Source organism: Bradyrhizobium sp. ARR65 (assembly GCF_000472385.1).
In the GTDB taxonomy this organism is placed as follows: Bacteria; Pseudomonadota; Alphaproteobacteria; order Rhizobiales; family Xanthobacteraceae; genus Bradyrhizobium.
On record NZ_AWZU01000045.1, the window covers coordinates 1 to 15533 of the forward strand.

Consider the following 15533-nt stretch of genomic DNA (forward strand, 5'->3'; position numbering starts at 1 on the left):
CGGGGGCGGCCAGGGCGGGCCTCGTCAAGCAGGCCATCGCAGCGGTCCTTCAAAAATCGGCGGCGCCATTTACCAACGGTATGTTCGTGGATGCCGAGCTCAGCGGCAACCGACTTACTTGCTAATCCATCCGCACATCGCAGGATCGCGCGACATCGCTCAGATAACGAGCGGGCAACACGGCGACGACGAACTTGTCTCTCCAAANACGCCCGCTCCTCCNCACTCAGCATCAATGGCGCGATCGGCCGGCCTCTCATACCTGCGTTCGCCACAAGCGCTCTCCTCCATGATTCCGAGCGCTCCTTATTCCCTCATAATGTGACGAACTTGCGTTCCAATGACTAGTACTGCCCAACTCTCGGCGCCCTCGTCGCAACCGGCAAAAAGGGAGTTCTTGGCGTTGAGCTTGATCGGCCGCATCGCACGCTCGACCGCATTCGTGTCCATCTCGATACCCGTCATCAAGGTAGAGCGTCAGGCCGTCCCAATGACGCAGCGCATAACGCAAAGCCTTCGCCGTGTCGCTCTTCTGCGCAAGGTGATCAAGCTTTGCCTCAAACCACTGCTTCAAGGCTGCGGCCAGAGGCCGGGCATGCGCCTGCCTGCCGGCGCTGCGCTCGGCAGCAGATCGGCCGCGGAGTGCCTTCTCGACTGCGTAAAGCTGGGCGATGCGCTCGAGAGCCTCGCGGGCAACCGGAGCCGGCGCCGGAGCAGCCTCGCGCTCGATTTTCACAAACTGGCGCCGCAGATGCGACCAGCAGAAGGCGAGCGTACCGGACAGTGCGCCTGCACGCGTCTCTCGGGTCATGGTCTTGTAAGCCCGATAGCCGTCGCAGTGGATGATGCCGCGATAGCCCTCAAGCAGCCGCAAGCCATGAACGGCTCCACGGCCAGGTGCATAGGCGTAAACCACGCCAGGTGGGTCAGGTCCGGCCCAAGGCCTGTCATCGCGCGAGAGCGCCCAGAAGTAGCCGGTTTTCGTCCTGCCGCGCCCCGGATCCAACACCGGTGCCGGGGTCTCATCGACACAGAGCTTCGAGGAGGCAAGCAGAAGCTCGCGCAGACGATGCCACAGGGGCTTTAATTCCTGGGCGGCATAGCCGACCCAGAGGGCGAGCGTGGAACGGTCGATGGCGATACCATGCGTCGCCAGCATCTGCGCCTGGCGGTAGAGCGGCAAATGCCAATGGTACTTGGCGTCGATCACATGCGCGACGAGCCGCTCGGTGGGCAGTCCTCCCCTGATCAGTCGCTCGGGAGCGGCGTGTTGGAGGACGACGCCGTGACAGGCGCGGCAGGCCAGTTTGGGCCGGCGGGTCACGATCATTCGGTATTGCACCGGAACGACGTCGAGCCTCTGACTCTCATCGCGACCAATCTCGACGAGATCACCTTTGCAGCACGGGCAGCAGGTTGCAGCCGGCATCAGGATTTCGACGATGCGCGGTAAATGCTCCGGAAGCTGACCACGGGCGGCTCTGCGCTCGGCAGTTCTCTTCTCGCGGGTTCTGGGATTGGCGCGATCCTCGGCTGCTTCAAGAGCCGCGACGGCCTCTTCGATGTCCTCCAGAACAAGCTGTAGCTGATCTGCGTCCAGCTTTTCCGAGGACCGACCGAACCGCGCATCTTTTGCAAGCTTGAGCAACCGCTCAAGCTTGGCGCAGCGATCCAGCAGAGCTGCGGCAAAGACGCGCAACTCGGCTGGATCGCTCGGCAGCTCATCGGGCAAATCACTCATTGGCCCGAGTCTGCCATGCTTCGCGCCCCGATGCAGCGAAGATTCTATTTTCCTACGCAAGTGCTGCGGGATTCGAGGCGCGTGCATGCGCGTCCAATCCATGCCAGCCAGCAGCGCCGACAGCTCCGCGGCGTTCATCCGCATCACGCCGGCCACGATGGGAGGCCATTTGAAGCTGCTGCCATCGAGCCGCTTCCAATACAGCACAAGGCCAGTGCCGTCCCAGACGACAATCTTCACCCGATCAGCGCGCTTCGCACGGAAGACCACCGCCACGCCCTTCATCGGGTCATGGCCCAGCGTCTCCTTCGCCAGGAGCGCCAAGCCATCCGCACCCTTTCTGAAGTCCACAGGTTGCGTCGCCACGTAAATCATTAGGCTCGCGGGTGGCGTCAGCATGAACGTGTCCGTCGGAGCGCCAAGAACACATCACTCAACGCAGCAAGGCTAGGCGTCCCACGTACCTCTACCCGTGCCCCCTGGAGCTCGACCGTAACAACGGCTGCTTCCGGCGACACGGAGGACTCCGTAGCCGCCGGTAGCGACGATTCCGACACCAAAGGCACGAACGATAAGGTGTCCACCGAAGCCGGCAGCACCAATTGGCCCAAACGCGCTCGACGCCGCCAGTCATGCACCTGCTGGGGCCGACAGCCATGGCGCCGGGCGACATCTGTGACAATCGCGCCGGGCTCGAGGCTTTCCGCGGCAATCTGTGCCTTCAAATCGTCCGGCCAGCGCTTTCGACCTGCGCCAGCATACACTTCAATACGTGGGGACGGTCGTCTTATGTCGTCCGAATGGTCGTCCATTGTGAGCACCCTTGCCGAAGATGACTCTTCTAACGGTGCTCCCAAGAGGTCCGCACAAACAATCTGAAGGGCCTCAACGCCACGCTTACCATAGATGAGATGCTGAAAGTCCGACGACTGAGTGATATTGTTGTCATCTTTCTTGCGCGGTTGGAATTTGATTACGCCGGGATCCGGATTAGGTTGAAGGCCAGCACCACGTCGGCAGCTGAGTGGACGATGCCGCGATGCGACCGGGGCGGAACACTACGAATGAAGTAGTCAGAATTGACGTCCCCAAAAGAAATGCCAGCCTACAAGGCTAAAGGCGAAGAAGGGCGAGATCGCGCCAGACTCGCTAGGAGCTGAGGCTCGGCCACCAACCATCTACCCGATAATGGCGGACGGTTTTTTAGTAATTTAGGTACGCGGTAACGCCTACTATCGACGCGAGCCCGCGACACTCAATTTCCGACACTCTTCCGCAAAAAGTCTTCGTAAGCGAGCGCTAAGCCTGCATTAATTCCCGTTACGGCCCTCCACCCTAGCCGCGACATCTTGCTTGTATCCAAAAGCTTGCGCGGTGTACCATCGGGCTTCGAGATGTCGAATTCGATCTCGCCTTCATATCCGACAATGGATCGGATCAACGAAGCAATCTCCGCAATTGTCATGTCCTGGCCCACTCCAATATTGAGTAGTGGTGCAACATCCGGGCAGGTCAGCCTCTTGAATGCCTCGTCGGGCAAACCGAGAAGGTGCGCGATCGCGTCGCCCAGATCCAGCGAGAACATGAATTCCCTGCGCGGCCTGCCGGAGCCCCAAACGACGACAGACGGGACCGACTTTTGTTTGGCGGCATGAAATCGCCGAATGAGAGCCGGTATGACGTGAGAGTTCTGAGGGTGATAATTATCCCCCGGGCCGTATAGGTTGGTTGGCATTAATGCGAGATAGTTGGTGCCAAACTGACGATTGAACGACTGGCAGGCCTCAACGCCTGAAATCTTTGCAAGAGCGTATGCGCGGTTAGTCAACTCCAAGGGCCCGGTTAGAATATATTCTTCTCGGATCGGTTGCGGGCAGTCTCTCGGATAAATGCAAGAGGATCCGAGGAAAATCATCCGATCAACGTTGCTGGCGTAAGCTGCGTCAAAGACATTTAGTTGGATGCGCAGGTTCTTATGCAGAAAATCCACAGGATAAGTGGAATTGGCGAGAATACCACCAACCTTTGCGGCGCACATCACCACGTAGTTGGGCTGAGATCGCATGAAGAAGTCATACGTCGCTTGGCGATCTTCCAAATCCAGTCGTTCGTGTGGACAAGTGATTACGTCGTAGCAACCTCGCTTTCGAAGGGCGTGCAGCGTTGCCGATCCAACAAGGCCACTATCTCCGGCAACAAATACTTTCTTGGGTGTCAACAGCCTCTCCATTCCGCTCTCATGAGCTCGTTACCGCCTGCCCTTCATTTCTTAAAGCTAGCTCTTTGTGCCGAGATGGTTCCGCGCGAACCTGACCAAAGGATACCAAAATGCGCGCGTAGCACGAAATATCTGATAGTTGCGCGAGATATGAACAAGCCGGTGAGACAGCTTTCGCCGGATTTGCTCCACGTTGGACGGGTTTTTGCGCGCCAACGCAGGATGTTTATACTTTCCGATAAAAAGCTTGTCGCTCGGGGTCAAAATAAAGTCGATCAGCTGTGGCTCGGATGCCGTCCACGCAAGTGCCCCGATCGACGAGGCTTTCCTTGCGAGCTATGCCATTTTCAGCGGCCGAGCTAAAATCTAGTGGTGTAGGATTTGCAAGGTCGTATAGTAGCCCCATTTACCCCGGGAATTATGTATTCGTTCATCGTGCCGTTCTTGGGCGCAACAACGCATTGACCGCGGGCGAACGCCTCGAGGAAGGATTGCCGATGCCTTCTTCAGCTCGAGGGGCAAAGAACACATTGGCTTTTTCAAGTAATTGATCGAGCTCTGCTTTGTCTCCAAACCAGTTTGAAATAGTTATGTTATGTTGATTGATTTCCGCTTTGGTCGGCGGCCGGGGAGGTGGGGCACCTGGATCTACAGCGAGCTGAAGGTGGAGGCTCGCAAGGTGATTGCGAGATATCAAGGTTCGTATCGTTGACCATGAGATTTCGCACTCACGGCGAAGCCAAAAAGCGCGCAGACGCCGTCAAACGAAGCTGGCCGTGCCTTTGGCTCCTGGTAGTAACGCACAAGATGATTTACGATACCAAATGCCTGAGTCATCGAGTGCAAACGCCGATTGACATATCGACGGCAAAGCGCCAGAAAGAGGTGCCGAGACCACTGGTCGGGAAGTGAGAATTGCTGTTCGATCGGAGGATCGTGGCGAGCGAGTTCCTCGACCCGGGCACGCGCCCGCCGCAGCGGGGCTTCCGCCGCCAGGCGCTCACCAGCAGTTCCGGCACCCCCGAACAACGCCTCGATCTTCCGAAGCTTCTCGCGCAGCTGCGACTCGCTGGTCATTCTGATCCCCGTTGCCCCTCCGAACCGCGATCACCCCATCACCGCGTGCCGGCGGCGTCAATCATCCCGACCGCGCTATCCAGAGCATTCTGCGCGAGTCAACCCCGGGCATCGGTGATCCTTTCGTGACGCTCACAGTTCGTCTGGCCGTCGGCGTCGCTGAGCTGCTCACGGCCCGATTGCGCCCGGAATCACAGGCGCGTGATGCGTCTGGGACCGGCGCGAGCCCCCGACGTTTCAATCACCGAAGGTCCTCCGCAAAAAATCCTCGTAAGCGAGCGTCAATCCCACTCCGATGCTTGTTTTGGCCTTCCAGCCCAGCTGCGACATCTTGCTTGTATCCAAAAGCTTGCGCGGTGTGCCGTCCGGCTTTGAAATATCGAATTCGATCCCGCCTTCATATCCGACAGTCGATCGGATCAAAGAAGCGATCTCCCTAATCGTCGTATCTTGACCCACTCCGATATTGATCAACGGCGTGACATTCGGACTGGTCAGCCTATTGAACTGTTCGTCGGGTAAGCCGAGGAGATGCGCGATGGCATCGCCCAAGTCGAGCGAAAACATGAATTCTCTGCGCGGTTTGCCGGTACCCCATACGGTAACGGATGGAGCATTATTTACTTTAGCCTCATGGAAACGACGAATCAAAGCCGGCAGCACGTGTGAGTGCTCGGGGTGATAGTTGTCGCCTGGTCCATACAGGTTTGTCGGCATTATCGCCAGATACCGGGTCCGATACTGCCTGTTGAAAGACCAGCAGGACTCGACACCTGCGATTTTCGCCAATGCATATGGGCGGTTGGTTGCCTCTAAGGGACCCGTGAGAAGGTAATCTTCCCGTATTGGTTGCGGGCACTCACGCGGATATATGCAAGAAGACCCCAAGAAGATCATTCGTTGGACTCCGGCCGCATGAGCCGCCTCGAATGTACTCAATTGGATTGCTAGGTTAGTGTGAAGAAAATCTACCGGAAAAGTATCGTTAGCAAGTATGCCGCCCACTTTAGCGGCGGCCATGACGACATAGTCCGGCCGTTCCTTCATGAACAGTTCCTTGGTCGCATTCCGATTGACGAGGTCCAACTCGTCATGGGTCCGGGTGACGAGTCTATATGATTTCAAGCGCGAGAGAGCCGCAATTGTAGCAGAACCGACAAGTCCGCGATGGCCGGCGACGAAGACCTTTTTCATTCCGAGCTCTCCACACTAGCGGACCACGTCAAATTCTGCGCGCGAAGCGGATTGAGTTCCTTACTCCTCTCCAAGTTGCCCGGACAAAGGCATACCGACCAAGTACACGCCGCAGCGCGCGGATCAATGAATTTCCGCCTTCAGGGTCAACCGGCACAAATCGCGGGGATGGCGCAGAAGAGATTGTCAAGATGGGGTGTTGGTATCGACCCACATAAAGGCACTCACTTGGGGCAAGGACAAATTGGAGTAATTCCTGTTCCGCCTCTTCCCACAGCCGGCGCCCGACGTACGCTGTCTTTTTAGCTTGACGTCCGAGTTCTCCGACCTTTGAGAAATCGAGCGGCCTGGGATTGTTGATGTCATAGAGCAGGCCGTTCAAGCCCGGTAGGATGTACTCGTTCATCGTTCCGTGGTTTGGCGCAATGACGCACTGCCCCCGCGCCATCGCCTCCAAGAAGGCCTGGCCAATGCCTTCTTCAAGCCTTGGCGCGAAATAGATGTTTGCGCGGGCTATGCGCGCGTTTAGGTCGGCTTTGTCCTCGAACCACTTGGAGGTCGTAATCGTATGGCGCGTCACGTCGTCGGCTGACGGCAATTGGGCATGCGGCGTCCCCGGATCGGTTGCCAAGTGAATGTGAAAGCTGTCGAAGCGCGAATTTCCTATGAGCGTCCGAACTATCTGCCAGGGTAGCTCGTTCTCTCGCCTAATCCAAAAGAAGCCATGTAAACCTTGTCCGGGCGCCGGGGGATAGTCCACCATTGGCGGATAGTAGCGCACAAAGTGGCTGACAATTCCAAAGGCCGTTGTCATGCAATGTAGGGCATTTGAAAAGTTCAGGACTTTCGAGCCCTGGAATGGTTCCCAGAAGCTCGCCAGATTTGAGAGCGGTCCCTTCGATAGACTGAACTGGTCTAACATCGGGACGTAGATTACATTCGGATGCAGTTGCCGAAAACTGAGACCAGCGGGCGGAGGGCAATAAGATTGGAACATAATGACGACATCGTGGGAAGCGACCGCCCCCCATTCGATGTGAGCGCCTCCTTGCCAAGCCTCGTCCCAAAAAAGGTCGACGGTATGACCGTACTTCCGCAATATTTGCGGTAAGAAATCAGTAGACTTGGTGGTCTTGTGATATGAATGATCGACGTATGCGACGCGCGCCATTTCACTGCCTCTTACGGATCAAAGAATACGTCCGCGCCGCTATCCGATACGGTAGTGGGTGCGCTTTGAGGGTGCCTTTGACCCAATCCTTGAAGCTCGGTGCCAAAGGTGAATACGGGCGGCTGTCGTCGTGTGCCGACTGGTCTTGGGATGTCCCCAGAGTTAGCCTTTCGAGTTTTTCAAGGCTGGCCCAAGACAGTGCTTGTAGGAAGTCAGGATCGAACGAGTGCCTAGCAAACAATTCCCTTAAGAAGGTAGTTTGGCTCGCCACCCCACCTGTGAGATCCGGTATCGCTGGATATTTGAAGAAACAGTTGTAAAGGCCGTAAATTTCTGCTTCGGTCAGCATCGGAAATCGATCTCGTACAACTCGCATACATTCAACACTGTGTTGACGAGCATCGCTCGATACTCCGCCCATCGAGTAGTTGACCGTCACCTCTCTCGTGTAGGTAAATGTTGCTTTTGCATCGAGGCTGGCCATAATCCATTTAAAGTCGGCCGCTATCCTATAGGTCGTGTCGTATGGGCCGGTGCTCTCATATACCGATCGAGTGGCATAGATGCCATTATGACAATCATCTGCGCATTTAAAATAGGAGCCCGGATGCACGAAGTCAGGATACCACTCTAGGCCCCCGTCTAGAGTGTGAACGTGCGCGCCAGTTAGCAAGAGCGCAGCGCGGTCGACTAATCTTCTCATGCGATGCGCTGCGATCGCCGCAGCGTCCGGCTCAAGCCAATCATCTGAATTCAGAATGCAAATCAGTTGGCCCTTGGCTAATGGAACGGCCTTGTTAACAGCGTCATATAGGCCCCTGTCTGCCTCGGACGCAAAGTAATCAATGCGATCGGCATACTGCCGGATTAAGTCGAGGGTACCGTCTGTGGAAGCGCCGTCCAACACGATGTGCTCGACATTTCCATAGGTTTGGTTCTGCACGCTTTCAATGGTACGGGCAAGCGTCGCTGTATTGTTGCGCACGACCGTGACATAGGACACAAGCGGACTATCCGCGGTACCGCTCTTGACACTTCCGCGAGTACGCAGGCCGCCTTCAATAAAATTCGAACATGACTGTTGCTGCAGGCGATCCATCCAGCGCGGCCAATCCCTGTTCTGCCGTTTGGTTGATGACGAGAAGATCGGTCCCCGTGCTCCATTCTGATAGTTCAAAAAATTGCCCTGCAGTACCCCATCGGCGTTCATTGCACTCCTGACCAGTACACCAGGAGCCAGCGGGCGACTGCGCCGACGGTGTGGCCGCTTGGAATGACGGGCGTAAGCACTACAAAGCCTATCCGCAATGACCTCGGAGCACGTATCCCAATTGAACCATCTTGTCCTTTCGGAGCAGGCCTTTGTTAAATCCAGCCTGAGCTGCGGAGACGACTCTAGTTGGAGCAACGCATTGGCGACGCCCTGCATGTCATCGGTATCTAACATCAAATCCGCTTGGCCGACTATCTCGGCAAGAGATGAACTGTTAACTGAAATGACGGGAGTCCCGCAGGCCATTGCGTCCAGTGGATGCAAACTGAATTCTTGTCGAGACAGATAGCACATGGCGCCACTATAGAGAGGTACGAGATCGTCATCGTTCACTAGGCCCATGAGTGTGATGCGATCTCTCCAGTGACGAACGGCTGTAAGTGCGTCTAGCAATGGCGGATACTTCCGGTCTGAAATACCGGCAAGCACGAGGTTCAAATTGCTCTTGCGATTTTGTTCCATAAAAAGGACGAAGGCGTTTATGACTTGAATAAGGCTATCGTAGGTTCCTGGTGTTGCTAAGCTGAGGACATAAGGAGCGTCGACGGAAATTCCGTACTTTGAGCGCACTGCGGAAATGGCGGCCAGATCCTTGCATTGATGAAAAGACGATCCCGCTGCAATCGGGATGACGATAACTCGTTCCGGATTGAGATCCGGCCTGGCTCTGAGCAAGTTCTTTCTTGTGAATTCAGAAACAACAAAAACGACAGTATCTTCATCAAGGCTGTCTACGATGTTTTGTATTTCAGATGTGTCTTCACAAGGAGATAGAGTTGGGGCGGGCACATCGTATACAATGTGTGCATGTAGCAATCGTTGGTCCAGTAACCAACTCGTCGGGGGCGCGTCAAAAGGGGATAGCAGAATATCCGCATTATTTGAGGTCGTGTCTGCTGCCGCATTGAAGTGCGGCACCGTCAGGTTTTTTTTTGCAACATAAGACGCAGCTTTTGTCTCGTCGCCTTCCCTGCAGAACAACCGTACGTCAAGGTGAGGTGATCGGGTCAAGCGCGGGAAAAGCTCATCGCACACGCGGTAGATGCCGGTTTCCACCCCCTTCGCCAAAACGTGCATATCGAGTGCTAGGCGTGGAATTAGCTGGCTCGACACGATTGATCTCCAACTCGAGCGCGCTGCATTAATTGCCGATCCACAGTTCGACTCCCTTTGATCCTTTCCAGGTCGAATTTGAGCCTAAATTGCTCGGTGGAGCAACCTGGGCGACGAAAAAAAGGGCAGCGGGGCTCATCGCGCTGCCGGGAGTACTCGAGCTGCGCGAGAAGAAGCGGCCTAACGGCAGCGCGGGCGCGAGTGTCGAAAAGTGGTTGCACGTATGGGGTCGTTTGCAATACAGAGGGGCGCCCAGAGTTAGAGAGTATTCGCCCGGAAGCGCCGCTCGCCGCCGACGCAACGCAATCCATTGGTCCTGTTCGATTGTGCATCGACTTGCACGATTCGCTCATGCGTTTTTTGGCGCTTCAATATGGGATGTGCAGGTTTTGAAGTTTGCTTGGCCAGGTAGGGATGGGCGCCAAGGCTGACTTGAGGTCCCGCCAAGCCTGTACTACAACCGCTGATCAAATTACTTCCGTTTCAAGTTGGCGAATGGATCGATTGTGAAGCTGACTTCTGCCGCGCAGAATCAAGAAGATATCATGCTGTGGCGCGCATTGCGCAGCGTGCGTGATGGCTTTTATATCGATGTTGGAGCGGCTGACCCTTCCTCTTTGTCCGTAACTAAGATTTTCTATGATCAAGGTTGGTGTGGTATCAATTTAGAGCCGAGCCCCACTTACTTTTCCGATCTGAACAAGGCGCGACCGCGGGACATCAACCTCCGCGTTGGTATCGGTCGCGAAGCCGGGTCGCTCACCTTTTTCCACGTGGTAGGCACTGGACTTTCCACCTTCGACCGGCAGATAGCGATGACGCACCGCGCTCGAGGATACGAGGTGGTGGAGGAAGTCGTTGAAATTCAGACGCTCGCTCAGATCTGCCGGCGCCATCGTCCACAGGGCGCCATTCATTTCCTTAAGATCGACGTGGAAGGCACTGAGGGCGAGGTCCTGGCCGGTGCCGATTTTGCGGCGTTCCGCCCTTGGATTGTACTAGCCGAGGCGACGTTACCGCAATCTCAGGAGCAATCTTACTCTGCCTGGGAGGAAATGCTAACCGGGCAGGGCTATTCCTTTGTTTGGTTTGACGGGCTGAACCGCTTCTACGTCGCCGATGAGATGAAGGCTGACTTGGAAAAACATTTTCGCGTGCAGCCGAATATTTTTGATAATTTCATGACGATGCCAGAATTGACCGAGCGCTTGGAGCACGCCGAGCAGGCGCGCACTGAAGCCGCCGAAGCTGTGCACGCAGCAGCAGGCGCCGTTCAACAAACGATTGCGACTCTAGCGGAGACGCAACAACGTGCCGCCCGCATTGAAGAGGAGGCTGTGGCAGCAGTTCAACGCGCCGCCGAGGCTATGCAGCAAGCTGCCGCCGTTTCAGCTGAGGTGCAGGGCCAGTACAGGGACATGAGCCATCAGCGAGACGCGCTGGTCGCTAAGCTGGCCGATGCGGAGCGGCATCGAGACGCGCTTGTTGTCAAGCTGGCTGACGTCAAGCGGAGCGCCGAGGAAACATTGGCGCAGGTACGGCGCAGTACGTCTTGGAGGATTACCGCGCCACTGCGCGTTGTGGGCCGCATGCTCCCCGGTCCGCCCAATCGCATGATTGGTCAATGTTGGAATAAGGAACTTGCACGTAGGGTCTTTCATCGTAGTGCTCGTTTTTTTCTGTGGTTGCCAGGTGGTCGCCGCAGCATGCGACTGGTATATCTCATAGCACCTCGCCCAGTGCACTGGTTGCGGCTTCGCTATCGCGCGTACGAGCAGGGCGCCGCGGAGCGACGTAGGCAATGGACTGCGCAATCGTCCGATTTGTCCTTTCCTCCCTCTACTAATGTTAGTTCTATGCCCATTCCAGACCTGAGTGCGGACGAAACTCGCGCATACTACCAGTTCACAAACGGCGGCTTGGCAGACGCGGAAACGCTTTGAGGGGACGAGTGGCAATACTACCGTGCTCACATGATCCATTGATCCTTCGGATTTAACACGATGCGCCTCGTCATCGATCTGCAGGGAGCTCAGGGTGTTAGCAGTGCGCGCGGAATTGGCCGTTATTCCCGCGAACTTGCCATAGCCATGGCGCGAGAGGCACGCGAGCATGAAGTCATCGTGGCGCTCAGCGGCGCATTCATGGATTCAGCTGAGCAACTCGCGGCGGCTTTCGACGGAATTCTACCGCGTTCCAATATCCGCCTATGGCATCCACCAAGCGGTGCATCTGCATCGGCAGAGTCGCCGCTACGAAATGTTGCGGAAATGTTGCGCATGCAATTTTTGGCGTCGTTGGAACCGGATCTCGTCCACGTCACCAGCTTGTTCGAGGGAGCCGACGAAAACGTTATTAGCTTGCAGCCACGCCATCAGCGGCTGCTGCCGGTGGTGGCGACGTGCTACGATTTAATTCCACTCGTCCGCCACAAGCAGTATTTCGGGGATGAATCCACGCGGCATGCACGTTGGTATTACCGTTGCGCCCAAGAGATGTTGTTGTGCGACGGGCTTTTGGCCATTTCCCAGTCAAGTCGGCACGAGGCGATCCGCTACTTAGCATTTCCTCCTGACCGAGTCTTCAATGTACAGGCCGGAATCGCTCCAACTTTCCGCCCGACCAAACTATCTGGTCAGGAAAAGGTTGATCTTCTTCAACGATATGGCGTGCGGGACTCTTTCATTCTGTTCCTCGGCGCCGGCGATCTCCGAAAGAACGAAGCTGGGTTAATCGCGGCCTATGCGCGTCTGCCGGCTTCGCTGCGCGCGAGCCACCAATTGGTGATTGTTGGCAAGGTGGACCCATCAACACTGCGGAAAAACGCGGAAGAGCTCCACGTTTCGCCACAGGATTTCGTCATTGTCCCTTTCGTGCGCGAGGGAGATCTGAACGCGCTCTACTCAGCCTGCACATTATTCGTGTTCCCGTCGCTGCACGAAGGATTCGGATTGCCACTTGCCGAAGCGATGGCTTGTGGCGCGCCGGCAATCGCAAGCAACACTACCAGCCTTCCTGAAGTGATCGGCCGGGAGGATGCAACATTCGATCCCAGCGACCCTAATGAAATGGCCGCCTGCATGCGGAAAGTGCTGGAGAACTCGGCGTTCCGTGAGGAGTTGGCGGCGTATGGACCGGTTCAAGCCGCGCGTTTTACGTGGCAGTCCTCGGCCGCGCGTGCTTGGGACGCACTAGAGAAGATACGTGCTGGCCGCGCCGTTGAATCGCGTATTAAGCCAGCGCCCAAAAAGCGTTCCAAATTAGCCTTCGTGTCGCCTCTGCCGCCGCAGCCGAGTGGCATCTCCGATTACAGCGCTGAGTTGCTCCCGAGCCTCGCCCGCTATTATGACATCACGCTTGTCAGCGAAACAAATGTCAAAGACCCGTGGCTAGCCGGCGCTTTTCCGCACCTAGAGCCTGGTAGCTTCTTGCATCAGGCCGATCAGTTTGAGCGGGTGCTCTATCAAATCGGCAATTCCAGTTTCCATCGATTCCAGATCGAGGAACTGTTGCCGCGTGTCCCGGGAATGGTGGTGCTGCACGATGCCAATTTGTCCGACTATATGAATTGGGTGCAACATACCAACGGTCAACCTGACCAATTCCGCGCCATTTTACTTCATGCCCACGGTTATCCGGCATTGCGCTTTGATGCCGAGCATGGGCGGGATGCTGCGCTGCGTCGATACCCGTGCTCTCTCACTGTGTTGCAGAACTCAATCGGCGTGATCCAGCACTCTCGCCATGGTGTTGAGCTTCTCGAACAGCATTTCGGGTCAGAGGCGACACGCAACATCGCTGTTATCCCACTTGTCCGAGCCGATCGCGATCGACCGAACCGAGATGCAGCAAGGACAGCGCTTGGGCTGTCCGATGATACGTTCGTGGTTTGCAGCTTCGGTTACGTTGCACGGCCAAAATGCCCGGCGCTGCTCATCGAAGCTTGGCAGAAGGCGGGTATCTCCGGAAAGTTGGTTTTTGTTGGCGGTATCGCTCAGGATATGCGAGAAGAGTTGGGCGATTGGGTAAATTCGGTACCCGGTATTGAGTTCACTGACTGGGTTAAGCGCGAGGAATTGGACACATGGCTGGCTGCGGCTGACGTAGCGATTCAGTGGCGCATCAACTCACGCGGCGAAACCTCGGCTGCCCTTGCCGATGCGTTAATGGCTGGGCTTCCGCTGATCGCCAATCGCTACGGGTCGGCGGCCGAACTACCCGATGATGTCCTTCTCGGATTACCTCATGATGCCGACGCCACCGACATTGCGTCGGCATTAGTCGACCTGCACAAGGATCCGACCAAACGGACCTCGCTTGGGGCCGCAGGCCGCGGATACGCGCTAAAAGAACTTGTGCCGGAGAGGATTGCACCGCGCTACGTTGACGCGATCGAGCAAGCCTATGCGAAGCACGATGTCCCGGTCGTAGCGCAGAGCATGCTAGCCGACGTGCGGGCAGTGGCCGGTGTGCCGAACAGCGTGTCCATTGCCTCGCAAGCCGTTGCCCGTAATTTCTCATCGCCTTGGAGGGGCGGCGGTCGGCCGCGCCTATTGGTCGATATGTCCAGACTGGTGCGTGGTGATCATTCTTCGGGTGGTCAGCGACTGGTGCGCGAGATTGCCTACCGAGCCCTCGAAGCGCCACCTGAAGGCTGGAGGGGCGAGGCGGTTCGCATCCGTGATGGCCGGCTCCGCTACACTTATACGGTGCCCCTCGCAATGCTGGGACATGCGTCACTGAATTTGGCGGAAGTGCCTGTGGACGTTCGAGCGGGCGATATTTTGCTATGCATCGATGTGAATCCAGAACTGACGGCGGCGGAGTTCGATGAACTGCGGCGTTTACGACTGGGAGGCCTTCGAATTGTTATTCTGGTCCACAGCTTATTGCCGTTGCGCCACCCGGATCTGTTCCCGACGGGCGCAGCCGAACGCGCGGCTGAGTGGTACCGACGGATGGTCCGTATTGCTGACGCTGCCCTTTGCACCTCTTGTGTCGCCGCCGATGAGGTTATTGCATGGCTTGATACGGAGGCCGGACTGCGCGAGATGCCGCTGCCGATTGGCCTCGTTCGCCCTGGTGGGGATTTCCATGCGCAGGACTCGGCAAGGAATGTTTCCCTGGAGACCCTCACCGCGCTCAATAGCGCGCGCAAGCGACCCACCGTTGTCATGGTAGGCACCTTGGAGAATGGTAGAGGTCATTCGCAGGTCCTGGCGGCGTTCAAGAGCTTGTGGAAGGCTGGAGAGGATCTCGGGCTGATTATCATCGGTAAGCAGGGCTGGAACACAGAGACGTTCGCCGGCCTACTCCAGAACTCGTCCGAACTTGGCGATCGGCTGCACTGGCTCCAGTGCTGCGAAGACGCTGAGCTGCGGGCGCTTTATGACCTGGGCGCTGGGCTCCTTATGGCGTCGAAACGCGCAAGTTGCGGCTTAGCGATCGCCGAGGCCTTGCGTGCCGGCCTGCCGGTCCTCGCGCGCGACTTGCCGATATTCCGCGAGATAGCGGGCGACCAAGCACGTTATTTCTCCGGCGACGATCCGCATGAACTCGCAGCCGAACTAAGGCGCTGGGCAGCTAATGGTTTCACGCCGCGGCCGACACATTTGGAGCCGCCGCCGAGCTGGGACAACTGCTACAACGAGCTGTGCGAATTTATCTTCAGCAACCAAAACTACAAGGTATGGCACCCAAAAAGGCCTGTTACTAGCCCGACGCTGCTAAGTCCTATGAAATGAGT

General features: G+C 56.7%; 9 protein-coding genes and 2 pseudogenes. 2 read left to right on the forward strand and 9 right to left on the reverse strand.

The features are described 5' to 3' along the window. The 9 genes and pseudogenes from F758_RS48385 to F758_RS46760 all read right to left on the reverse strand — a co-directional run. Positions 1–275: helix-turn-helix domain-containing protein (locus F758_RS48385; protein ID WP_157450256.1), on the reverse strand; the 275-nt coding region annotated here is incomplete at its 3' end. Between the two features lie 70 nt (positions 276–345). Beyond that, positions 346–1741, reverse strand: a pseudogene (gene tnpC / locus F758_RS45125) (IS66 family transposase); the annotation flags it as partial. A gap of 93 nt (positions 1742–1834) precedes the next feature. Further along, a pseudogene (gene tnpB, locus F758_RS53490) lies at positions 1835–2140 on the reverse strand (IS66 family insertion sequence element accessory protein TnpB); the annotation flags it as partial. Next, positions 2134–2553 (reverse strand): IS66-like element accessory protein TnpA, encoded by a 420-nt coding sequence (gene tnpA / locus F758_RS48395; protein ID WP_084305839.1) that lies wholly within the window; start codon positions 2551–2553, stop codon positions 2134–2136. The pseudogene tnpB and the gene tnpA, both read right to left, overlap by 7 nt. Positions 2554–2996: 443 nt before the next feature. Continuing rightward, positions 2997–3959 (reverse strand): GDP-L-fucose synthase family protein, encoded by a 963-nt coding sequence (locus F758_RS0133455; protein WP_349543703.1) that lies wholly within the window; start codon positions 3957–3959, stop codon positions 2997–2999. A gap of 693 nt (positions 3960–4652) precedes the next feature. Next, positions 4653–5036: a hypothetical protein gene (locus tag F758_RS52215; RefSeq protein ID WP_024511963.1), complete on the reverse strand. Its 384-nt coding sequence runs from the start codon at positions 5034–5036 to the stop codon at positions 4653–4655. A gap of 237 nt (positions 5037–5273) precedes the next feature. Continuing rightward, the gene (locus F758_RS45135; protein WP_035724004.1) at positions 5274–6230 is read right to left on the reverse strand and encodes a GDP-L-fucose synthase family protein; all 957 of its coding nucleotides are present in this window, start codon (positions 6228–6230) and stop codon (positions 5274–5276) included. A 28-nt stretch (positions 6231–6258) separates the two neighbouring features. After that, positions 6259–7401 (reverse strand): glycosyltransferase, encoded by a 1143-nt coding sequence (locus tag F758_RS0133475; RefSeq protein WP_024511965.1) that lies wholly within the window; start codon positions 7399–7401, stop codon positions 6259–6261. Between the two features lies 1 nt (position 7402). Then, complete coding sequence (locus F758_RS46760) at positions 7403–9787, reverse strand: glycosyltransferase (protein ID WP_157450257.1); 2385 nt, start codon at positions 9785–9787, stop codon at positions 7403–7405. Positions 9788–10293: 506 nt separating this feature from the next. Here F758_RS46760 and F758_RS46765 point away from each other — a divergent pair. Next, positions 10294–11730 (forward strand): FkbM family methyltransferase, encoded by a 1437-nt coding sequence (locus F758_RS46765; RefSeq protein WP_024511967.1) that lies wholly within the window; start codon positions 10294–10296, stop codon positions 11728–11730. Between the two features lie 60 nt (positions 11731–11790). Then, positions 11791–15531 carry a glycosyltransferase gene (locus tag F758_RS0133490; RefSeq protein WP_024511968.1) on the forward strand — a complete coding sequence of 1247 codons (3741 nt, stop codon included), beginning with the start codon at positions 11791–11793 and terminating at the stop codon, positions 15529–15531. Positions 15532–15533: the final 2 nt, after the last annotated feature.

Excerpts from the sequence above, each read along its gene's own strand:
- tnpA (WP_084305839.1), bottom strand. The coding sequence starts at position 2,553 with ATGGACGACCATTCGGACGACATAAGACGACCGTCCCCACGTATTGAA.
- F758_RS52215 (WP_024511963.1), bottom strand. The coding sequence starts at position 5,036 with ATGACCAGCGAGTCGCAGCTGCGCGAGAAGCTTCGGAAGATCGAGGCG.
- F758_RS45135 (WP_035724004.1), bottom strand. The coding sequence starts at position 6,230 with ATGAAAAAGGTCTTCGTCGCCGGCCATCGCGGACTTGTCGGTTCTGCT.
- F758_RS0133475 (WP_024511965.1), bottom strand. The coding sequence starts at position 7,401 with ATGGCGCGCGTCGCATACGTCGATCATTCATATCACAAGACCACCAAG.
- F758_RS0133490 (WP_024511968.1), top strand. The coding sequence starts at position 11,791 with ATGCGCCTCGTCATCGATCTGCAGGGAGCTCAGGGTGTTAGCAGTGCG.